The organism is Alterinioella sp. B-7 (assembly GCF_056857775.1).
This window is the reverse complement of the sequence record NZ_JBSXNT010000033.1, coordinates 17,776-39,308: the sequence shown is the minus strand read 5'-3', so window position 1 is coordinate 39,308 and position 21,533 is coordinate 17,776. Positions and strand designations below refer to the sequence as shown.

Annotated in this window: 22 protein-coding genes; 2 read left to right on the top strand and 20 right to left on the bottom strand. The window is 66.9% G+C overall.

What is annotated here, in order from left to right:
- Positions 1-121: 121 nt before the first annotated feature.
- The 12 genes from ftsZ to ftsW form a co-directional block, all read right to left on the bottom strand.
- The gene (ftsZ, locus tag AC13C7_RS12050; protein ID WP_172321357.1) at positions 122-1,684 is read right to left on the bottom strand and encodes a cell division protein FtsZ; all 1,563 of its coding nucleotides are present in this window, start codon (positions 1,682-1,684) and stop codon (positions 122-124) included.
- Between the two features lie 250 nt (positions 1,685-1,934).
- The gene (gene ftsA, locus AC13C7_RS12045; RefSeq protein WP_172321358.1) at positions 1,935-3,269 is read right to left on the bottom strand and encodes a cell division protein FtsA; all 1,335 of its coding nucleotides are present in this window, start codon (positions 3,267-3,269) and stop codon (positions 1,935-1,937) included.
- A complete protein-coding gene (locus tag AC13C7_RS12040; RefSeq protein WP_446118747.1) occupies positions 3,266-4,153 on the bottom strand; it encodes a cell division protein FtsQ/DivIB in 888 nt (295 codons plus the stop codon). The genes ftsA and AC13C7_RS12040 overlap by 4 nt, the downstream gene beginning before the upstream one ends.
- The gene (locus AC13C7_RS12035; protein ID WP_172321360.1) at positions 4,141-5,067 is read right to left on the bottom strand and encodes a D-alanine--D-alanine ligase; all 927 of its coding nucleotides are present in this window, start codon (positions 5,065-5,067) and stop codon (positions 4,141-4,143) included. The genes AC13C7_RS12040 and AC13C7_RS12035 overlap by 13 nt, the downstream gene beginning before the upstream one ends.
- 55 nt (positions 5,068-5,122) lie before the next feature.
- Positions 5,123-6,067 (bottom strand): UDP-N-acetylmuramate dehydrogenase, encoded by a 945-nt coding sequence (murB, locus tag AC13C7_RS12030; protein ID WP_482867624.1) that lies wholly within the window; start codon positions 6,065-6,067, stop codon positions 5,123-5,125.
- Positions 6,060-6,374 carry a Z-ring associated ZapG family protein gene (locus AC13C7_RS12025; RefSeq protein WP_446118744.1) on the bottom strand — a complete coding sequence of 105 codons (315 nt, stop codon included), beginning with the start codon at positions 6,372-6,374 and terminating at the stop codon, positions 6,060-6,062. Before AC13C7_RS12025 ends, murB begins: the two co-directional genes overlap by 8 nt.
- 4 nt (positions 6,375-6,378) lie before the next feature.
- Positions 6,379-6,678, bottom strand: coding sequence for a hypothetical protein (locus tag AC13C7_RS12020; RefSeq protein WP_172321363.1), 300 nt, complete (start codon positions 6,676-6,678; stop codon positions 6,379-6,381).
- A gap of 4 nt (positions 6,679-6,682) precedes the next feature.
- A complete protein-coding gene (locus AC13C7_RS12015; protein WP_482867623.1) occupies positions 6,683-6,931 on the bottom strand; it encodes a DUF2484 family protein in 249 nt (82 codons plus the stop codon).
- On the bottom strand, positions 6,931-7,185 hold the full coding sequence (locus tag AC13C7_RS12010) for a DUF2484 family protein (protein WP_172321365.1): 255 nt from the start codon (positions 7,183-7,185) through the stop codon (positions 6,931-6,933). Before AC13C7_RS12010 ends, AC13C7_RS12015 begins: the two co-directional genes overlap by 1 nt.
- Positions 7,182-8,591: a UDP-N-acetylmuramate--L-alanine ligase gene (gene murC / locus AC13C7_RS12005; protein WP_482867622.1), complete on the bottom strand. Its 1,410-nt coding sequence runs from the start codon at positions 8,589-8,591 to the stop codon at positions 7,182-7,184. Before murC ends, AC13C7_RS12010 begins: the two co-directional genes overlap by 4 nt.
- Before the next feature lie 50 nt (positions 8,592-8,641).
- On the bottom strand, positions 8,642-9,733 hold the full coding sequence (locus tag AC13C7_RS12000; protein ID WP_482867621.1) for a UDP-N-acetylglucosamine--N-acetylmuramyl-(pentapeptide) pyrophosphoryl-undecaprenol N-acetylglucosamine transferase: 1,092 nt from the start codon (positions 9,731-9,733) through the stop codon (positions 8,642-8,644).
- Between the two features lie 7 nt (positions 9,734-9,740).
- Complete coding sequence (gene ftsW / locus AC13C7_RS11995; RefSeq protein ID WP_446118734.1) at positions 9,741-10,907, bottom strand: putative lipid II flippase FtsW; 1,167 nt, start codon at positions 10,905-10,907, stop codon at positions 9,741-9,743.
- 182 nt (positions 10,908-11,089) lie between these two features.
- On the opposite strand from ftsW, the gene AC13C7_RS11990 reads away from it, so the two are divergent.
- A complete protein-coding gene (locus tag AC13C7_RS11990; protein WP_482867620.1) occupies positions 11,090-11,533 on the top strand; it encodes an excalibur calcium-binding domain-containing protein in 444 nt (147 codons plus the stop codon).
- Entirely contained in the window at positions 11,526-11,924 is a 399-nt protein-coding gene (locus AC13C7_RS11985; protein ID WP_482867619.1) for a DUF1801 domain-containing protein, read from the top strand. The genes AC13C7_RS11990 and AC13C7_RS11985 overlap by 8 nt, the downstream gene beginning before the upstream one ends.
- Here AC13C7_RS11985 and murD read toward each other — a convergent pair.
- From murD to AC13C7_RS11945, 8 genes are all read right to left on the bottom strand, one after another.
- Positions 11,921-13,324, bottom strand: coding sequence for a UDP-N-acetylmuramoyl-L-alanine--D-glutamate ligase (gene murD / locus AC13C7_RS11980; protein ID WP_482867618.1), 1,404 nt, complete (start codon positions 13,322-13,324; stop codon positions 11,921-11,923). The genes AC13C7_RS11985 and murD overlap by 4 nt on opposite strands.
- Positions 13,325-13,477: 153 nt before the next feature.
- Positions 13,478-14,563, bottom strand: coding sequence for a phospho-N-acetylmuramoyl-pentapeptide-transferase (mraY, locus tag AC13C7_RS11975; protein WP_172321370.1), 1,086 nt, complete (start codon positions 14,561-14,563; stop codon positions 13,478-13,480).
- Positions 14,564-15,985 (bottom strand): UDP-N-acetylmuramoyl-tripeptide--D-alanyl-D-alanine ligase, encoded by a 1,422-nt coding sequence (locus AC13C7_RS11970; protein ID WP_482867617.1) that lies wholly within the window; start codon positions 15,983-15,985, stop codon positions 14,564-14,566.
- Positions 15,982-17,460, bottom strand: a complete 1,479-nt coding sequence (locus tag AC13C7_RS11965) for a UDP-N-acetylmuramoyl-L-alanyl-D-glutamate--2,6-diaminopimelate ligase (RefSeq protein WP_482867616.1) — start codon at positions 17,458-17,460, stop codon at positions 15,982-15,984. Before AC13C7_RS11965 ends, AC13C7_RS11970 begins: the two co-directional genes overlap by 4 nt.
- Before the next feature lie 25 nt (positions 17,461-17,485).
- Positions 17,486-19,273 carry a peptidoglycan D,D-transpeptidase FtsI family protein gene (locus tag AC13C7_RS11960; RefSeq protein WP_446118720.1) on the bottom strand — a complete coding sequence of 596 codons (1,788 nt, stop codon included), beginning with the start codon at positions 19,271-19,273 and terminating at the stop codon, positions 17,486-17,488.
- The gene (ftsL, locus tag AC13C7_RS11955) at positions 19,270-19,635 is read right to left on the bottom strand and encodes a cell division protein FtsL (protein ID WP_172321374.1); all 366 of its coding nucleotides are present in this window, start codon (positions 19,633-19,635) and stop codon (positions 19,270-19,272) included. Before ftsL ends, AC13C7_RS11960 begins: the two co-directional genes overlap by 4 nt.
- A 3-nt stretch (positions 19,636-19,638) precedes the next feature.
- A complete protein-coding gene (rsmH, locus tag AC13C7_RS11950) occupies positions 19,639-20,643 on the bottom strand; it encodes a 16S rRNA (cytosine(1402)-N(4))-methyltransferase RsmH (RefSeq protein ID WP_482867615.1) in 1,005 nt (334 codons plus the stop codon).
- Positions 20,643-21,158: a division/cell wall cluster transcriptional repressor MraZ gene (locus tag AC13C7_RS11945; RefSeq protein ID WP_172321376.1), complete on the bottom strand. Its 516-nt coding sequence runs from the start codon at positions 21,156-21,158 to the stop codon at positions 20,643-20,645. Before AC13C7_RS11945 ends, rsmH begins: the two co-directional genes overlap by 1 nt.
- Between the last annotated feature and the right edge of the window lie 375 nt (positions 21,159-21,533).

The window sequence follows — 21,533 nt, the reverse complement described above, 5'->3', positions numbered from 1 at the left end:
AAGCGGAAAACTGTCGGCAAATTCTTGCCACCCTGTGCAATAGCGCCCTGCACAACCCTGAAAACAAAAGAAAACGGCCAGCGCGGGGGCTGGCCGTTTCCGATACGTCACCTTTGGTAAATCAGTTCGCCTGACGCCGCAGGAAGGCCGGGATTTCGATGCGCTCCTGATCGGGATCGACGCTGTCATCCTCCTGCGGCGCGGGCCGCGCGGACATGTTCGGCTGGCGGCGCGGCTGTGCCACGGGCGCGTCCTCGGCATGGCCGGTCATGCGGTTGATCAAGGAATTGATGCCGAAGGGCTTGCGCGCGCCCTGCCCCTCTTCCGCCGCGGGGCGGGGTGCGGGGCCTGCCGCGCGATGCGGATTGTCGCGCGAAATGGCGTCCTTCAGCCGGGCCAGCGTCTCGGGCGACGGCGCGCCCGTGCGGTGCCGGGGGGCGACATAGTCTTCGGCTTCCGGCTCGGCTTGCTGCTGCGCGACCTCCTGGGTCTGCTCGGGCTCGGGGCGGTAGGCGGGGGCCGGAACCTCGTCGTCGTCGAACAGATCCTCGGCCTGCTCATGCGCGGTTTCGCGGTCCATCTCGTTGAACAGGCTCGGCTCGGGCGCGGTTTCAACCGGCTCGGGCATGGCCACGGCGGCGGCGGTGCCACCCACTTGCGACACCGGGGCCGAGGGAACGGTGCGGCGGATCGGGGCGGGCATGTCATGCATCACGTCCACCGCGTCGATGCCGGTGGCCACGACCGAAACGCGCATCTGGCCTTCCATGTTGGTATCGAGGGTCGAGCCGACGATGATATTGGCCTCGGGGTCCACTTCCTCGCGGATGCGGTTGGCGGCCTCATCCAGCTCGAACAGGGTCAGGTCATAGCCGCCGGTGATGTTGATCAGCACGCCCTTGGCGCCTTTCAGGCTGATCTCATCCAGGAGCGGGTTGGCGATGGCACGCTCGGCGGCCTGGACGGCGCGATCCTCGCCCTCGCCCTCGCCGGTGCCCATCATGGCCTTGCCCATCTCGTTCATCACGGCGCGGACATCGGCGAAATCGAGGTTGATCAGGCCGGGGCGCACCATCAGGTCGGTGACCCCCTTGACGCCCTGGTAGAGCACGTCATCGGCCAGCGCGAAAGCCTCGGTGAAGGTGGTCTTCTCATTGGCCAGGCGGAACAGGTTCTGGTTCGGGATGATGATCAGCGTATCGACGACCTTCTGCAGCGCCTCGATGCCCTCATCGGCCTGGCGCATCCGCTTGGCGCCCTCGAACTGGAACGGCTTGGTGACGACGCCGACAGTCAGGACACCCAGTTCGCGCGCGGCCTGTGCGATGATCGGAGCAGCCCCGGTGCCGGTGCCGCCGCCCATGCCGGCAGTGATGAAGCACATATGCGCGCCGACCAGGTGATCGACGATGGTCTCGATGCTTTCCTCGGCGGCGGAGGCGCCAACGGCGGGGCGCGCACCGGCCCCCAGACCTTCCGTCACCTTCGCGCCCATCTGGATGCGCGATTGCGATTTGGACTGTTGCAGGGCCTGCGCGTCGGTATTGGCGACCACGAATTCGCAGCCGTCCAGCTCCTGGTCGATCATGTTGTTGACCGCGTTGCCACCGGCCCCACCCACACCGAAGACAGTGATACGGGGCTTCAGGTCCGGCTGGTCAGCCAAGGTAAGGTTCAGTGTCATGGATTTTGTCCGCCTGTAGTGTTTCGTTCTGGCCCCGATCTTGCCGTCGGATCACCGGTTTCTGCCTTGTTTGACAGCGATGCTACCGCGTTAACCCCGGCAGGTCACGCGAAAATTGGCGGAAAACGTCGAAATATGGGGCCAAATTAAGGCGCGTTAGCGGGATTTTGCCGGTCCCCCCTGCATATAGCGTAAACCGACCAGCCCCGCACCATGGGTGCGGGGACGGGAATCGGCACTGGCGCGACACCTACCAGTTGTCGCGGAACCATTTCACGGCGCGTTTCAGCGACCGTGCCGGGTAGCGGTCGGCGGGCACCTCGAAGTCCCACCATTCGTCCTGCGGATAGGCGGCGAAAAGCGCCAGGCCCACGCTGGCCGAGAAAGCCGGCCCGCAGGCCGATTGCGGCAGGCCCTGCACCCGCAGGGGCCGCCCGAGCCGGACCTGGTTGCCCAGGATGCGGCTGGCCAAGGCATCGAGCCCGGGGATCTGGCTGGCCCCGCCGGTCAACACGATGCGTTGCGACGGCAGGTGGTCAAAGCCTGCATCCTCCAGGATGGCGCGCACCTCCTCCAATATCTCCTCGACACGCGGGCGCATGACGCCGATCAGTTCGGCCCGGCTGATCGTGCGCCGGTCATGTTCCCAATCGCCGGTGTCGCTTTCCAGCTCGATCCGCTCGCGGTCATCCATGCCGGTGGCAACAAGCCCGCCAAAGCGGGTCTTGATGCGCTCGGCATCGCCTGCGGGGATCTGGAGCCCCTGGCTGATGTCCTGCGTGACGTGATCGCCGCCCATGCGCACGGTATCGGCGTAGATCATGTGTTTCTTGATGAAGATCGACACGCCCGTGGTGCCGCCGCCCAGGTCGATGCAGGCCGCGCCAAGTTCCTGTTCATCCTCGACCAGGCTGGAAATGCCCGCCGCGTAGGGCGACGAGGCGATCCCGGCCAGTTCGAGGTCGCAGCGCTTGACGCAGCGCAGGATGGTCTCGATGGCATGGCTGTCGATGGTCAGCATGTGCATGTCGGCGCTGAGGCGGTTGCCGACATGGCCGCGCGGATCCTTCAAGCCCGAGCGATGATCCAGCGCGAAATTCACCGGCTGCGCGTGCAGCACCTCGCGCCCCTCGCCGATATCGGGCAGATCGCAGGCCGCCAGCGCGCTGGCCACGTCGCTCTCGGACACGGTGCCGGTTTGCAGGGAGACCTCGCCCACCAACCCGTAGGAGCGTGGACGCGCACCCGCGAAGCTGACGATGACGTGATCGACGCGCATATTGGCCATCTTCTGCGCCGCCTGCACCGCGGTGCGGATGGCACATTCGGTTTCCTGGACCATGTCGATCTCGCCGAACTTCACCCCGCGCGACTTGGTGGTCGCGGCCCCGATGACGCGGAAATTGCTCTGCCCCGCCATCGCGCCGACGCCATCCGCGGCCAGCAATTCGTCCGAGCTGTCGAAGCGCAGCACCAGGCAGGACGTCTTGTAGCTGCCGATATCCAGGATCGCGATGACGCCGCGGCGCAGGGCCTCCTGGCGTTTCGCCCGCATCGCCCGCTGTGAATGATACAGCATACTCATCCCTGATGATCTCCCAATATCTCGGTCTCCCGCATGCGTCGCAGCTCGGCCAGCGCATCGGGGGTCAGTTGCAGCACGGTGCGCGACGGGTCGCGCAGATCGACACGCAGGATGTCGCGGTCGAGAAGTTCCTGGGCATCGTCCTGGGCAAGCACCCAGTCCAGCGCCGGGGCAGGATCGGTTTCGGGCAGCTGGATGCGGATGCCATCCGTCAGGACGACATCCCACCGGCGTTCCCCCATCCGCACGAGGCCGCGCAGACGCTCGCCAAGCGGTTCGGCGGTCTCGAAGAGGGCCAGCGCCTGCGCCGCGGCCTCGTTGGCACGGTCGCCCGCGATGACGGGCAGGTAGTCGAGATCGGGGCGCGCCAGCAGGGGGGCCACGCGTTCGCCTTCCGCATCGACCAGCCACAGCCCCTCGCGCGCCTGCCAGACCAGGACCGGGCGGCGCTCGGTCACGGTGACGGCCAGTTCCCCGCCCGAGCGGATGCGGATCTCGGCCACCGAGACGGCGCGGATGTTCTCGACCCTGCGGCGCAGCCCTTCCAGGTCCAGATCGAACGAAGACAGCGGGAAATCGGGCGAGACGGTGGCCCGGATTTCTTCCGCCAGCACCGGCGAGGCGCCGGTGATCGACATGAAGTTGACGCGAAACTCGGGCCGGTCCTCGATCGAGCGGCGCAGCTCGGCAACGCTGTCTTGCAGGCGCTGCACATTCGCGGGGTCCGAGATATAGACGCCGCCCAGGGCCACCACGGCAAAGGCCGGAACCCCCACCCGCAGGACCGAGCGGAAGATCGGTGTCAGCCACAGCCGTTGAACGCGGTAGGCCCACCGGGAGGGGGCCGGATCATGAGATTGACGGCGGCGGATCAACGGTCGCATGAGGCATCCTCCACCATCCAGGCGCACATCCGGCCAAACGAAATCCCCACCGCCGCGCCCTGCTCGGGCGACAGCGACGTGGGCGTCATGCCGGGCTGCGTGTTGACCTCCAGCACGATGAGGCCATCGAGCCCCTGCGCCTCGTCCCACCGGTAGTCGATCCGGCTGAGACCCCGGCAGCCAAGCGCGTCATGCGCGGTCACGGCCATCTCCATGCAGGCGTCGTAGATCGGTGCGGGAATATCGGCGGGCACCACATGGCGCGAGCCGCCGGGCTTGTATTTCGCATCGTAATCATACCAGCCATCGGTCAGGATATCGGTCACGCCAAGCGCCCGGTCGCCCATCACCGTGGTGGTCAGTTCGCGCCCCGGCGCGTAGGTCTCGACCATCACCTGATCGGGCATCTCCGCGCCCAGTTGCGGCGGGCTGTTCGCGCCCTCCATCACCAGGTAGACCCCGACCGAGGAGCCTTCGTTATTGGGTTTCACCACATAGGGCGCGTCCATCATGTGGCGCGCCATCACGTCCGGTTTCGCGGCGATCAGGCTGTCGGCCACGGGGATACCGGCGGCGCGGAACGTGGCCTTGGAGCGCTGCTTGTCCATCGCCAGCGCCGAGGCCAGTACGCCGGAATGGGTGTAGGGGATGCGCAGCCATTCCAGGATACCCTGCACGCAGCCATCCTCGCCCCATCTTCCATGCAGGGCGTTGAAGGCGACATCGGGTTTCAGATCGGCCAGACGCGTGGCGAGGTCGGGGCCGGCATCGACCTCGATCACGTCAAATCCCTCGTCCCGCAGCGCGGCCGCGCATTCATGCCCTGACGACAGAGACACCTCGCGCTCAGCCGAGGGTCCGCCCATCAATACCGCAACTTTGGGGGGTGTTCTGCCCGAACGTACCGCCACCATCGCCTCTTTCAGCCCCAGGGCTTTTGCGCCCTTATCGGCTTGTTATTCTCGCCGGTTATTCCGGCTTCGTCGCACGGACCGCATCGCCGACCCGCTTGATTTCCCATACTAGCTCTATTCCGCTGTTTTGGAAAACCCTTTTTCGGACCTCCTCGCCCAGGGATTCGAGGTCATGCGCCGTGGCCCCGCCCGCGTTGAGCAGGAAATTGCTGTGTTTCTCGGACATCTGGGCGCCGCCTTGCCGGGCCCCGCGCATCCCCGCCTCGTCGATCAGTTTCCAGGCCTTGAGGTCATGGGTGTCGTCATCGCGTCCCGTGCTGGAAAACCCCGCCGGGTTGCGGAAGGTGGAGCCTGCGCTGCGCTCTTTCGTCGGCTGCGTCGCGTCGCGCTTGGCCAGTTGATCCTGCATCCGCGCCTCCAGCGCCTCCGGGTCGCCGGGATCCGCATGGAATGTGACCGAGGTGACCACCGCGCCTTCGGGCAGGTCGGTCTGGCGGTACTGGAAATGGATGTCGTCGGGCGTCAGCGTCACGGCCGTGCCGTCGCGCAGCACCGCCTCGGCGCTCTGGAAATGATCCGCGACGTAAGAGCCATAGCAGCCCGCATTCATGACAAGCGCGCCGCCGATGCTGCCCGGAATGGTGCGCAGGAAGGTCAGGTCCAGGCCGGCACTGGCCGCCTTGCGCGCGACATGGGCATCCAGCGCCGCCGCGCCCGCCGTGACGGTCCCCTGGCCCGTGTCGATCCCGTTGAAACCGCGTCCAAGCCGGATGACGACCGCCCGCAGCCCTCCGTCGCGGATGATGAGATTGGACCCGACGCCGATGGGAAAGACCGGGATGGCGGGGTCGAGGGCCTTGAGGAAATCCGACAGGTCGTCCGGATCCGCGGGCTGGAACAACACATCCGCCGGCCCGCCGACACGCAGCCAGGTCAGGTCCGACAGGTCGCGGTCACGGGTCAGGCGGCCGCGGGTTTCGGGAAGGGCAAGCTCACTCATCGCGTGGGGCCCCTGCCCGCACCGCGCGGCGTCCGCGCATTCCGAACCAGCCCGCGAGGATCGAGGCCGCCAGCGCGGGGGCGAGGAAGATCCAGGACAGGAACACATAGGCCGCCCGGCTGAAGCCGTCCTGCTCCAACCCCGCCAGCGCCCCGAGCGCAGGGATCAGGAACAGCAGCAGCGCGCCGACAAGGGCCGCCCAAAGCAGCCACAGGATCGCGCCCGAGGTGAAGCGGCCCAGGAAAAACCCGGCAACGGCCCCCAGGACCAGGCTGGCGATGACATAGGTAATGACGGTCACGTCCATCGCGCTACCCTTTCCCGGCGCGCCTGCGCTGCCTCAGCCCCAAAGCGCCGAGCAGCACCGCCCCCGCCAGCCCCGGCGACAGGGCGCTGTAGGCCACGATCCGGTTGCCGCGCGTATCGTCGCCCAGGATCGCCGAGGTGTCGACGCCGATCGCAGGCAGGACCAGCATCCCGAGGATCGCAGCACCCAGGAGCAGGCAGAATATCACCAGCGGCAACCGTCCGACCGCGCGGCCAAGGATATATCCGACGATGCCGCCGACCCCGAAATAGACCGCCATGACCAGGACGATGACAAGAACCATCGCGCTACCCCTGCAAGAACCGCCGCCGCAGCCAGCGGCCCGCATGGAAGACCGGCCAGCGCAGGACAGAGATTCCGGCGGCCAGCATCACGAACCCCCAGACCGGCCCGACCTGCCATGTGACATAGCCCAGGATCGGAATGCCGGTGGCGATCAGGCACACGGCCGCGGGCCAATGAACGCGGGCCGGCGCGAGCCCCAACAAGCAGGCGGTCAGGCCCCAGAGGCTGGCAAGGGTCAGCGACAGCGGCATCAGCTTGCTCCCTCGCGCATCCGCGTCATGAGGCGGCGCGCGAAATAGGCCAGCGGACGGCGGAACATCGAGACGATCCCCGCCACCACCAGCGCCACGATCCAGGGCCCGTGCTGGACCCCGATGAAGACCAGCAGGGGAAGTGCCAGAACCAGAAGCACAATCCCCGGCGCGAATTGCAGCCGCATCGGCAGGAAGGCAAGAGCCGTCGCCAAGATCGCCCAGACAGAGGCAAGGATCAGCGACAGCGTCATGCGGCGGCTCCCTTCTTCAGCCGCTCCGGCAGGCCATGCGCCCAGGAACTGATCGTGCCCGCCCCGAGGCAGACCACCATGTCACCGGGCCGCGCCTGTTCGCGCACGAGGCGCGCCAGGTCATCCTCGTCCAGGATGGCACGGGCGTGGCGGTGACCATGGGCCACCAGCCCCGCGACCAGATCGTCGCGGCTGGCGCCCTCGATGGGCTCTTCGCCCGCCGCGAAGACCTCGGCGATGGCCACCACGTCGGCCTCGTTGAAACAGGCGCAGAACTCCTCGAAGAGGGAATGCAGCCTTGTGTAGCGATGCGGTTGATGCACCGCGATGACGCGGCCCTCGCAGGCCTGGCGCGCGGCTTTCAGCACGGCGGCGATTTCCACCGGGTGATGGCCGTAATCGTCGATGATGGTGACGCCATCCACCTCGCCCACCTTGGTGAAGCGGCGGTTGACGCCCTTGAAATTGGCCAGGGCCGCGCGGATCTCGGCGTTCTTCATGCCCAGGTGACGGGCCACCGCGATGGCCGAGAGCGCGTTCGAGACGTTGTGATCGCCCGGCATCGGCAGGCGGCAATCCTCGATTACCATATCCTCGGCGCGCAGCACCACGTCGAAATGCGCCACGCCGCCCTTGTAGGTCAGGTTCACCGCGCGCACATCGGCCTGCGCGTTGAAGCCATAGGTGATCACGCGCCGGTCGGTGATCTTGCCAACGAGGCTCTGCACCTCGGGATGGTCGGTGCAGCAGACCGCGAGACCGTAGAAGGGGATGTTGGAGACGAAATCCAGGAACCCCTGCCTGAGCGCGTCGAAGCTGCCCCAATGCTCCATATGCTCTGGGTCGATATTGGTGACGATGGCGATGGTCGCGGGCAGGCGGTTGAAACTGCCGTCGGACTCGTCGGCCTCGACCACCATCCATTCGCCCTGCCCCATGCGCGCGTTGGAGCCATAGGCGTGGATCACGCCGCCATTGATCACGGTCGGATCGACCCCGCCCGCATCCAGCAGCGTCGCCACCATTGTCGTGGTCGTGGTCTTGCCATGGGTGCCCGCGATGGCGATGTTGGATTTCAGCCGCATCAGTTCGGCCAGCATCTCGGCCCGGCGCACGACCGGCAATCCTTGGGCGCGGGCGGCGTCCTTTTCCGGGTTGCCATCCTTGATCGCGGTCGAGATCACGACGACCTCGGCGCCTTCGAGGTTTTCCGCCTTCTGCCCGATGAAGATGCGCGCGCCCAGGGATTCCAGCCGCTCGGTGATTTTCGAGGGTTTCAGGTCCGAGCCCTGCACTTCGTAGCCATGGTTCAAAAGCACCTCGGCGATGCCCGACATGCCGATACCGCCGATGCCGACGAAATGGATGGCCCCCAACTGGGTCGGCAGTTTTGTCGCTGCGTTCATGGTGCTTGGTCCTCTGGCGGGCCAGCGGGCCCAGATGTCATGCTGTATATTCATGGATGTGCAAGCCTTTCCACAAGGGCCACCAGACGATCCGTCGCGTCCGTGATGCCGGTTTCCGTTGCGGCACGGGCCATTTGCTGCGCCAGGTCGGGTTGGCTGAGGACGGTGTAGATCGCCTCGGCCAGCGTCTCGGGCGACAATTCGTCCTCGCTCAGACGCAGCGCCGCGCCCGCATCGACCAGTCCTTGCGCATTGGCGCTCTGGTGATCGCCGGTCGCGGCGGCAAAGGGGATCAGCACCGAGGGCCGCCCGATGACGGATATGTCGGCCACGGAGGAGGCGCCCGCGCGGCTGATCACAAGCTGCGCTTCGGACAGGCGCCGGGGGATGTCGCGGAAGAAGGGCTCGACCTCGCAGGGCACGCCGGTCTCATAGTAGGCGGCGATGACGCGGTCCTGATCCTCGGGGCGGGCCTGTTGCGCGATGCGCAAGTGTTGCCGGATCTCCCCGGGCAGCAGCGCGATGGCCGCGGGCACCGTATCGGCCAGGATACGCGCGCCCTGGCTGCCGCCGATGGCCAGCAGGCTCATCGGGTAATCGCCGGGGGTGATATAGGCCGCGCCCGCCCGCTCCAGCACCGCCGCGCGCACCGGGTTGCCGGTGTGCTCATGGGTGATGCCCTCTGGCAGATCGGTGGGCCAGGTGCCGCAGGCGACCATCTGGACGCGGCGCGCAAAAAGCTTGTTGACCCGGCCGAGCACGCCGTTTTGTTCATGGATCATGCGCGGGCGGCGGGTGATATACGCGGCGGCCAGCGCCGGGATCGTCGGATAACCGCCGAACCCCACAACGATGGCCGGCCTTTCCCGCATCATGCGCAAGGTGGCGGAAAGGATGCCGCCCAGGATCTTGAACGGCGCGGCGATCTTGCCCGCCATGCCACCGCGCGCGAAACTGGCGGAGGCGACCTGCACCACCTCGACAACATGCGGGAACCCGCCCGCATAGCGCGCGCCGCGGGCATCGGTCGACAGCCGCACCCGCCAGCCCTTGCGGATCATCGCCTCGGCCAGCGCCTGCGCGGGGAACATGTGCCCGCCCGTGCCGCCCGCCGCGATAATCATGAGAGGATTGCCCGCCATAGCCGCCTCATCCGCGCCGCTGGAAGAGAATGTCCGAGATGTCGCCCTGCGGACGCGACCGGGTAAAGGCCAGAAGCATACCCACCGCAACCCCCGTCGCGATCAGGCTGGAGCCGCCATAGGAGACAAATGGCAGCGTCATGCCCTTGGCGGGCAGAAGCCGCACGGCGACGCCCATGTTGATGATCGACTGCAACGCGAAGACGGCGGCCAGCCCGGCCCCCGCAAGCCGCGTGAAGGGGTCGCGTTCGCGCATCAGGCGGAAGAACCCCCGCAGCGCCACGATGGCGAAGAGCGCGATGATCAGCAGGACCAGGACCAGCCCGTATTCCTCGGCCGCAACCGCGATGATGAAATCGGTATGGGCATCGGGCAGCGTCCATTTGACCGACCCCTCGCCAAGCCCGGTGCCGAAGAATCCGCCCTCGCGGATGGCGTTTTCGGCATAGGCCAGCTGCGTGTTGGCCTCGACCTCGGCCGACAGGAATCCGTCGATCCGCCGCGCCACATGCTCGACCGTCGTATAGGCCAGGATCCCGCCCCCCGCGACGATGATCGAGATCAGACCGAGGATCCAGATCGGCGCCCCGGCGACGAAATAGATCACCATCCAGGAAAAGAGGACCAGCGCCCCCTGTCCGTAATCGGGCTGCATCACCAGGAACCCCACGACAACCATCATCACGACCAGCGACAGCGTCTTGCCGGGGGGGCCGTTGATCTCCTGGCTGGCGGCGACCATCCAGGCGGTGAAGATAATGAAGACGGGTTTCAGGAATTCCGAGGGTTGCACCGACGCAAATCCAAGCGAATACCAGCGCGCCGCGCCCTGCCCGTAATCGGTGCCGAAGACCGGCAACAGCGCCAGCGCGGCGAAGGCCCCGAAAAAGCCGAGCACGCCAAGGCGGCGCACCTGTTGCGGGCTCATCATCGAGGTGAGGATCATGGCCACGAAAGCCAGCCCGCCGAAGAACGCCTGCCGGTAGACATAGTAGAACGGATCGAGCCCGTTGCGCGCGGCCAAGGGCGGCGAGGCGGCGAAGCCAAGCAGCAATCCGATCAGGAAAAGAGTGAAGATACAGGCCAGCGTGACCCTGTCGACGGTCCGCCACCACCGCGGCAGAATCGCCTCGCCCGATTGCACAAGTACTGTGCCATGCGCCATTTCCGTCATGGGTTCCGCCCGATACTGCCTCTGCCTGTCCGGTTTTGTCCCGGATCTGGGGCAAGCCTAACGCGAAATGCCGCGCGGGGCCAGAGAAATGGCACATCTCCGCCGGTTGGCCGGACGAATCTCGACAGCCCGCCCAATTCCGTGGAAGCCTTGCCGCAAAACATGGGACAAGGAGAGCAGCGATGAAACCGACGGTCATGGGCATGGCGCTGGCAGGGCTTTCGGCCTGCGGCATCGTGTATAACGCAGTCGACCAGATGGACCCAGAGCAGCGCGCGGTCTGGATCGCATCGCAGAATACCGACACGCTCTGTGCGACCTATGCCGGTGGCTCGGCCGTGGGGCGCGACACCGACATGATGCTGGAGGTCGAACTGATCGAGCGGGGCCTGGCCAGTTGCGACGGGCGGCCCGTCGGCGTCGTCTCGCGCGGGCTGCGCGGCAGCGCCACCTTCCCGCGCGCCCAGACCGGCACCTTGGTCGATGACCGCGATTGCAGCGATTTCAGCAGCGCCGCCGACGCGCAGCGCTTCTTCCTGGCGCGCGGCGGTCCGGCCCGCGACGCCCATGCGCTGGACCCCGATGGCGACGGGCTGGCCTGCACCTGGGGGCAGGCGCTTGGCTGAAATCGCGGATGCCGAGATCGCGGCGCGGTTCGCGGGCTTCCCCGACCCGGCCCGCGCGGGCCTCCTGCGTCTGCGCGCGCTGATCTTCGAGGTGGCACAGGAGACCCCAGGCGCGGGCCGGATCGTCGAAAGCCTCAAATGGGGCGAGCCCTCCTATGCGACGGTCCCGAAAACCGGCAGCCCGCTGCGATTGGGCGTGCCCAGGACCGGCGGCTACGCGATCTTCGCGCATTGCCAGACCAGCCTGATCAGTGATTTCCGCAGCCTGTTCCCAACCGATTTCCGCTATGACGGCAACCGGGCGGTGCTGTTTCAGGACCTTGAGGCCCCCGACACGGACAAGCTGCACCTGCTGATCTCAAACGCCCTGACCTATCACCGGCGCGGCTAGCCCGCCAGCACAGCCTCGACGCAGGCCGCGAAATCCTCGCCCCGCCGCTCGAAATTGTCGTATTGGTCAAAGCTCGCCGCCGCGGGCGCCAGCAGCACGACCTCGCCCGGTTCGGCGTCGCGCGCGGCCTCGGCCACCGCCCGCTTCATCGTGGTGCAGACCGAGACCGGAACCGCGCCAAGCCCAAGCGCGAAGCCCTCCGCCTCGCGTCCGATCACATAGGCCTTGGCCACGTTGCCGAGCGCCGGACGCAAGCCCTCCAGCCCGCCCTCTTTCTGTAAGCCGCCGCAGATCCAGCGCACCCGCGGAAACGCCGCCAGCGCCTTGGCCGCCGCGTCAACATTGGTGGCCTTGCTGTCATTGACAAAGCGCACCCCGTCCCTCTCGCCCACCAGTTGGCTGCGATGCGGCAGACCGGCGAAGGTATGAAACGCGGCCTCGATCAGCTTGGGCGCCAGCCCCAGGGCGCGAACCGCCGCATAGGCGCAACAGGCGTTCTGATGATTGTGCGATCCCGGCAGGCCCGCCACGCCGCGCAGGTCGATGGAGGCCACTTGCCGCCCCTTGCGCGTCTCCGAAAGCCACCCCTTGCGCGCAAAGACGTTCCAGCCCGGCCCGGCCAGCTTGCGCGCCACCGAGACCCGGATCAGCCGCCCATCCGCCGCCACCTCGCTCATCTGTCCGGCCAGATAGGCGCCTTCCACCTCATCCACACCGATGATGGCGCGATCCGGGCCGCCCTCCGCGAAAAGCCGCCGCTTGGCCGCGAAATAGCCGCCCATGCCGCCATGCCGGTCCAGGTGATCGGGGCTCAGATTGGTGAAGACGGCGATATCGGGCGTCAGCGCGCGGGCCAGTTCGGTCTGGTAGCTGGACAGTTCCAGCACGATCACCTCACCATTGCCCGGCGGCTCGATATCCAGAACCCCGCGCCCGATATTGCCGGCCAGCTGGCAGGGTGTGCCCGCCTCCGCCAGGATATGCGCGATCAGCGCCGAAGTGGTGGATTTGCCGTTCGACCCCGTCACCGCGACCACGCGCGGGGCGATGTCATGCAGCGCCCAATCGCCCGCCCCGAAGGAGCGGAAGAAGAGGCCGATATCATTGTCGACCGGCACCCCCGCCTCGTAGGCCGCCGCAATCGCGGGGTGCGGCGCGGGGTAGAGATGCGGGATACCGGGCGAGGTCACCAGCAGATCGACCCCGTCATACGCCCCGCCGCGGGTCAGGTCGCGCAAGGCGAAGCCCTCCGCTTCCGCCGCCGCGCGCCCCCCCGCGCCATCGTCCCAGAGCAGCGGCTCGGCCCCGCCCGCGCGCAAGGCCCGCGCCGCCGACAGGCCCGACCGTCCCGCCCCGAGCACCGCAATGCGTTTGCCCTCAACTCCCTGCACCGGGATCATCGCGATCCGCCCCTTCTTCCCATCATCTGCTTGGTGAAAATACTCATCCACGCTTGCCCCGAATACCAGCCCCGGCTGCGGACCAAACCGTCAATGCCGTTCACCGTCCAAACCAACCAGCGGCCCGCAGGGCCACAATCAGGTCAAGGGCTCTTAGCGCAGCTTCAGCGTCGCCAGCCCGATCAGCGCCAGGATCAGCGAGATGATCCAGAACCGGATCACGATCTGCGGCTCGGCCCATCCGCGTTTCTCGAAATGATGATGAATCGGCGCCATCAGGAAGACCCGCTTGCCGGTGCGCTTGAAATAGAGCACCTGGATGATCACCGAAAGCGCCTCGGCCACGAAAAGCCCGCCGACGATGGACAGCACGATCTCGTGCTTCGCGGCCACCGCGATCGCGCCAAGCGCGCCGCCAAGCGCCAGCGACCCGGTATCGCCCATGAAGACGGCGGCAGGCGGCGCATTATACCACAAAAAGCCAAGCCCGCCGCCGATCAGCCCCGCCGTGAAGATCAGCAATTCCCCCGTGCCCGGCACGTAATGCACGTCGAGATACTCGGTGAAATCGACCCGTCCCACGGCATAGGCGATCACGCCGAGCGTTGCGGCGGCGATCATCACCGGCATGATGGCCAGCCCGTCCAGCCCGTCGGTGAGGTTCACCGCATTGGCGCTGCCGACGATGACCAGCATGGAAAACGGCACGAAGAAATAGCCGAGGTTCAGCAAGAGCTCCTTGAAGACCGGAAAGGCCAGTTGCCCCGACAGCTCCTCGGGATGGAGCAGCATCGCCATGATGCCCGCGAAAGCCGCGATCAAGAGGCCGATGCCGAAACGGATGCGCCCCGGCACACCGTTGGTGCTGTTCTGGCTGACCTTTCGGTAGTCATCCAGAAACCCGACGCCCCCGAAGGATACGGTGACGAACAGGACCATCCAGACATAGGCATTGTCCCACCGCGCCCAAAGCAGCGTCGAAAAGGTCAGCGCGGCCAGGATCAGGAGGCCCCCCATGGTGGGCGTGCCCGCCTTGGTTTCCAGATGGCCCTCGGGCCCGTCCGAGCGGATCGGCTGCCCGTACTGGTATTTCCGGCGCAACAAGTTGATCAGCGGCTGGCCGAAGACGAAGCCGATTATCAACGCGGTGAAAAACGCCCCGCCAGCGCGGAATGTTATGTAGCGAAACAGATTGAAAAAATCGCCGCCATCCGTCAGATCGCTCAGCCAATACAACATCTAGGGGGTTTCCTCGCGCGTTTCACCAATCGATTGGCCCAATTTTCTCAGCGCGTCAACTGCCAGCGAGAGTTTGGCGCCCTTGGAGCTTTTGATCAGCACGATGTCGCCGGGCCAGAGCAACCCCGGAAGCGCGCGCGCCATCTCCTGCGGGGTGTCCGTGTGCAGCCCCCGTTTTGCGATGGGCAGGGCCGCATCCAGATGTGCCATCAGGGGCCCGGAGGTGCAGATCAGGTCGATCTCCGCCACCGCCTCCAGATCGGCGATCCCGGCGTGGAGCGCGGGGCTTGTCGGCCCCAGTTCCAGCATATCGCCCAGAACCGCCACCCGCCGCCCCCGGCCCCTGGGCCGGCTCGCCGCCAGGACTTCCAGACTGGCCGCCACCGAGGTTGGGCTGGCATTGAAGGCGTCGTCGATCAGTTCCACTGCCTGGTCGTCGGGGACGTTCAGCACGATACGCTCGCGCAGCCCGCGCCCCGCGCCCGATTTCCAGCCCGCAAGCGCCATGACGGCGCGGGTAAGGTCGCCCTCCAGCGCGGCCACGCAGGCCAGCGTCGTCAGCGCGTTATGGGCCAGATGCCGCCCCGGCGCGTTCAACTTGAAGAGGACCGGCGCGCCCGCGATCCGCGCCTGCACGACCGTCACGTCATCGCCGAGCGTGACCTCCTCAAGGCGCGCCCCGGCCCCCTCCGCCGCGCCGACATGGACGATCCGCGCCTGCCCCGCGGCTGCGTCAAGCAGCCCGGTCACGTCCAGATCGGCATTGATCACCGCCACGCCGCCGGGCTCCAGCCCCTCGAAGATCGCCGCCTTCTCGCGCGCGATCCCCTCGACCGACTCGAAGGCCTCCAGATGCACCGCCGCGACCGTCGTGATCACGGCGACATGCGGGCGGGCCAAGCGCGAAAGCGGGCCGATTTCACCGGGCGCGTTCATGCCGATCTCGATCACCGCGAATTCCGTCTCCACCGGCATCCGCGCCAGCGTCAGCGGCACGCCCCAATGGTTGTTGTAGCTCGCCTCTGCCGCATGGGTCGGCCCGAGCGCAGACAGCGCCACGCGCAGCATGTCCTTGGTCGTGGTCTTGCCGACCGAGCCCGTCACGGCCACCACCCGCGCCCCGGTCCGCGCCCGCGCCGCCTTCCCCAAGGCTTCCAACGCGGGCAAGACCTCGGGCACAATCAACACGGGCGCATCTTCTGCCACGCCCTCGGGGATACGGGCCACCATCGCGGCCGCCGCCCCCTTGTCCAGCGCCCGGGCCACGAAATCATGCCCGTCCCGTTCGGCACTGAGGGCGACGAACAGATCGCCCGGCTCAATCGTGCGCGTATCAATCGACACGCCCGTCACCCGCCAATCGCCGCGCGCCTGCCCGCCCGTGGCCTCAGCGGCCTCCCCGGCGGTCCAGAGCGGTCTCATTCCATGCCCTCAAGGGCGGCCACCGCGACAGAGGCTTGTTCAACATCGTCAAAGGGATAGACCACATCGCCCACCTGCTGGCCGGTCTCGTGCCCCTTGCCCGCAATCAGCAGCGCATCGCCCGGCGCCAGCGCGTCGATGCCGCGCAGGATCGCCTCGGCGCGGTCGCCCACCTCGGTCGCACCGGGGCAGCCTGCCAGCACCTGCGCCCGGATCAGGCCGGGGTCTTCGCTGCGCGGGTTGTCATCGGTCACGATCAGCACATCGGCGTTTTCCGCCGCCGCCTGCCCCATCAGGGGCCGCTTGCCGCGATCGCGGTCGCCGCCCGCGCCGAGCACCACCACCAGACGGCCAAGAACATGCGGGCGCAGCGCCTGCAACGCGATGGCGAGGCTGTCGGGCGTATGGCTGTAATCGACATAGATCGGCGCGCCGTTCCTGCGCCGCGCGGCCAGTTCCATCCGGCCCCGCACGCCGGTGATCTGTCCCAGAACGTTGAACACGGCCTCGGGTTCCTCGCCCGCGCCGATGACCAGCCCCGCCGCCGTCAGCACGTTCATCGCCTGGAACCCCCCGATGAGGTCCAGCCGCGCCTGGTAGGGCCTGTCCTGCCAGCGGAAAAGCACATCCTGCCCGGTCTCATCCATGCGCCGCCCGGTGATCTTGAGGCGCGCATCGTCGGCGTATTGCGCCAGCGTCAGCACCTCGATCTCGCGCCTTTCGCAGGCCGAGGCGACCTCGGCCCCGTGCGGGTCGTCCATGTTGACCACGGCGGTGGTTTCCTCGGGCAGAAGCTCGGTGAAGAGGCGCAGCTTGGCCGCGAAATAGGCCTCCATCGTGGCGTGGTAATCCAGGTGATCCTGGCTGAAATTGGTGAAAGCGGCGGCGGCCAGATGCACCGCCTCCATCCGCGCCTGGTCCAGCCCGTGGCTGGAGGCCTCCATCGCCACATGCGTCACACCCTCGCTGGCCATATCGGCCAGCAGGCGGTGCAGGGTCAGGGGATCGGGCGTGGTGTGGATGCCGGGGGCGGAATAGGCCCCTTCGACACCGGTGGTGCCGATATTCGCCGCCTCATGGCCAAGCGCCGCCCAGATTTGCCGGGTGAAGCTGGCCACGGATGTCTTGCCATTGGTGCCGGTGACGGCGACGACATGGGCGGGCTGCGCCCCGAACCAAAGGGCCGCCGCATGGGCCAGCGCGGCGCGCGGGTCTTCCACCGTGACCAGGACCGCATCCGAGGCCGCAAGCTCATCCGCCGCGATCTCGGCCCCCTGCCGGTCGGTCAGGACGGCGGCGGCCTTCATGCGCAGCGCGTATTGGATGAACTCGCCGCCATGCACCCGGCTGCCCGGAAGCGCCGCGAAAAGATGGCCGGGTTTGACCTGGCGGCTGTCGATGGAGAGGCCGGTGACGGACCGGTCGCCGCCCAGGGGGGCGGTCAGCCCCAGTTCCGATAGCAATTTCTCCGTCATCCTGCCCCCGCCCGCGACTCAGCTTCTATTCTGAGGCGCTGGTTAGCTGATAGGCAACCTCGGGATCAACGGCCTGCGGCGGCATCCCCAGAAGGGGTGCCACCCGGCGGATGATCTCGGCGGCGACCGGCACGGCGGTCCAGCCGGCGGTGCGGCGTTCCTCGCCCAACATCATGACGCTTGGCTCGTCCAGCGTCACGATCAGCACATATTGCGGGTCGTTCGCGGGAAACACGCTGGCAAAGGTCGAGATCAGCCGGTCCACGTAATAGCCGCCCTCCGGGTTGGGCTTGTCCGCCGATCCGGTCTTGCCGCCGACCTCATAGCCCGCGACCTCGCCCATCGAGGCGGTGCCATCGGTCACCACCTGGCGCAGCATATGGGCGGCCTGGGCCGAGACCTCTTCCGATATGATCCGCTCCCCCTCCTGGGGGCTGTCGCGGCGCAGAAGCGTCGGCTCGACCCGGGTGCCGCCATTGACGATCGTGGAATAGGCGGCGGCCAGGTGCAGCGGGCTGACGGAAATGCCGTGCCCATAGGAGATCGTCGCGGTCGACAGGTCGGTCCAGCGATGCGGGTACAGGGGCCGTCCGGCGCGGCTCTCGATCATCTCGATACTGGTGGGCTCCATCAGGCCGAGCTCTCCGAGGAAGCTCTGCTGTCGCTCGGTCCCGATCATCTCGGCAATCCGCGCGGTGCCGATATTCGAGGAATACACGATCACATCCGTCACCGAATTGGACGGCCCGTAATCGTCGTAATCCGAGATCGCAAACCCCGCCATGCGCAGCGGGCCTTGCGTGTTGATCATCGTCTGCGGCGTCACCAGCCCGAGGTCCAGCGCCTGCGCGACAGGGAATATCTTGAAGGTGGAGCCAAGCTCGTAGACGCCCTGCACCGCGCGATTGAACAGCGGGCTTTCCGACTGGTCCCCTTCCAGGAGGGGGCGGGGCCGGGCGTTGGGGTCGAAATCGGGCAGGCTCGCCAGCGAGATCACCTCGCCCGTGTTCACATCCATCAACACGGCGGCGGCCCCTGCCGCGTTCATCAGCGTCATGCCGCCGGCCAGAACCTCCTCGACCGCCGATTGCACGGTCAGGTCGAGCGACAGTTGCAACGGCTCGGCCCCGCGCGCCGGATCGCGCAACTCGGCGTCGAAATACGCCTCGACCCCCGCCACGCCAAGGATTTCCGCGGCATTCACCGCCTGTTCGCCGAAGCGCGCGCCGCCAAGCACATGCGCGGCCAGCGCGCCGTTGGGATAAAGCCGCATGTCGCGCGGACCGAACAGCAGGCCCGGCTCGCCCAGGTCATGCACGCGCTGCTGCTGTTCCGGGCTGATCGAGCCGCGCAGCCAGGCGAAGGTGGACCCTGAGGTGAACCGGCGGATCAGCCAGTCTTCATCGAGATCGGGGAAGATCTCGGCCAGGCCGGCGGCGGCGGCCTCGGGGTCGATCAGATCCTGCGGCTGCACGTAGAGCGCATTGGTCACGAGGTTGGTGGCCAGCACCCGCCCCTGCCGGTCGACGATATCGGCGCGCGCGCCCAGGACGGAACTGCCCGCGACCGAAATGTGCGGCTCTTCCGGGTCCGATCCGGCCAGCATGGTCATCTTGGCGCCCACGGTCAGGAAAGCCGCGAAAAAGCAGATCGCCAGCATGAGAAGGCGGCTTTCGGCGCGCTGGCGCATCTTGTCGCGCGCCTGTTCGTGCCGCCGCGCCAGGTTCTCGCGTTCGATCTCGTCGGGGTTCTCGCCCTTCTGGCGGGCTTCCAGGATGCGCGCCAGCGGGCGCAGGGCGATGCGGCGGCTCATGGCGTGTCCTCCGGTTCGGATGCGCTGAACAGGATCTCGTCCCCGGCCTCGGTATCCATCGGCTCGGGCCGATCCTCGGGGCGCCAGACTAGCTCATCGAGATGGGCGAATTGCTCGGGCCCCATCGGCAAGAGGCCGAGACGGTCGAAATTGAGGTCCACCAGCTCGCGCAAGCGGTCCGGCCGGTTGAGATAGGCCCATTCGGCGCGCAGAACGCTGAGTCGCTCGCGCTCCACCCCGATAGCCATTTGCAGCCGGTCGATCTGGCGGATCGCGGTCTGGGTCTGGATGTTCTGATGATAGGCCCAATAGCCAAGGGCGATGACGGCTAGGGCAGCAAGGAAGGTCACGAGGCCACGCATGAACTACAGGATCTCCGTCAAGGGGGGCACGCCAAGGATGTCGGTTTGCGGGGCGCCGGCGGGCACGTCGGTGCGGCGCGCAACGCGGAGCTTGGCCGACCGCGCGCGCGGATTGATGGCGACCTCATCCTTGCCCGGCGCGATGGCGCGGCGCGGGGTCAGGGTGAAGGTCGGCATGCGCTCGGCCTCGGCGGGGGCATGGCGCGAACCGCCGCCGCCCGTGCTGGCGCGATCTTGCAGGAACCGTTTGGCGATCCGGTCCTCCAGCGAATGGAAGGTGACGACGGCAAGCTGCCCGCCGGGTTTCAACGCGCGCTCGGCGGCCATCAGCCCCTCGGCCAGTTGCCCGAACTCGTCATTCACCGCGATGCGAATCGCCTGGAAGGAGCGGGTCGCGACATGGGATTGGCCGGGCTTGGCGCGTGGCAGGTTTTTCTCAATGATCTGAACAAGCTGCGCGGTGGAGTTGATGCGGGTTTCAGCGCGTTCCGCGACGATCGCCCGCGCAATCCGGCGCGCCGCGCGTTCCTCGCCGTAGTGGAAAAGAATATCGGCCAGCGCCGCCTCGGGCGCATCATTGACCAGGTCTTCCGCCGACGGCCCCGCCTGCCCCATCCGCATGTCGAGCGGCCCGTCGCGCATGAAGGAAAAGCCGCGCTCGGCCCGGTCGAGCTGCATCGAGGAGACGCCCAGATCCAGCACCACGCCGTCCAGTTGCGGATGGCCGACGCTGGCCGCCAGGTCGTCGAGATCGGAGAAGGTGCCTTCGACCAGCTTCAGCCTTTCGCCGAAACCTCCCGCCCACTCGGCCGCCATTTCAAACGCCAGCGGGTCGCGATCGACACCGATGACGCACGCAGCGCCTGCCTCCAGCAACCCGCGCGCGTAACCACCCGCGCCGAAAGTGCCGTCCAGCCAGACGCCCTCGACCGGCGCGACGGCATTCAGGATGGCGTCAAGCAGCACAGGCGTGTGGGGGGCGGGGGTATCGGATGCCGGGGCGGGCATCACGGCTCGACCTGCGCGGGTTTGCTGGCCATGCTGAGCGGGTCGAAGAACTCGTTATCCCCGCCAAGCTGCGCCATCAGTTTCTCGATCGTGTCCTCAGCCGCGCGGCCCTCGTCGGCGCTGAGGATGTGGAACTTGTCGCCCTTGCCCTGGAACAGCGCCTCGCCGCTCAGGTTGATCTTGTCGCGCGCGGCGGGCGGCAGGACCAGGCGGCCGGTATCGTCCACGGTGGTCTCGTCGCATTTGGAATAATAGAGCGTTTCCAGCAGGGTGCGCAGCGGCGTGCCGCGCCCTTGCGCCTGGATCATGGCGTCGATCTCGTCATAGGCGTCGCCAGACAGACATTCGAGGTAATTTTTCTTGGGGTCGCCATAGGCGATATAGAGGCGCGGCGCGCCGCCGGGGGAATACTGGCTGTCGGAGTTCTGAAGCACACGGCGGAACTTGACCGGGATCGAGACCCGGCCCTTTCCATCCACCTTGTTCAGGCTTTCGCCCTGAAACCTGCGCTCCACTGTCCCCGGCCCCTTTTCTGCCGCATTTTGGCCCTAGAATGGGCCGGGTCTTTCGTGCCCGGAAAACGGGTCACGTTTCTTGTGCCCGGAAACGGACAACGGCGGATCGAGCTAGCTGCCACTGCTCAATCCGCCGCCCTCGTCCCATTTCTGGGGTTTCCGGCGGGCGCGCATACCTGGGGGGGATGTCTGCTCTGCCCGCGCGCCGGATCTCAGTTTTCAGCGTTAGAGGTGCCTGTATGAAACCTGCTTTTATTATTGTTCCGGTCAGTGATTTTTCTCTGTCCCGGTGCGTCTCTGCTGCTGTGAGATACTTGTGCCATGGCAGGTTTTCCCACGCAATCCCTTTTTATGGGAAATGTTCCCACTTCTTGT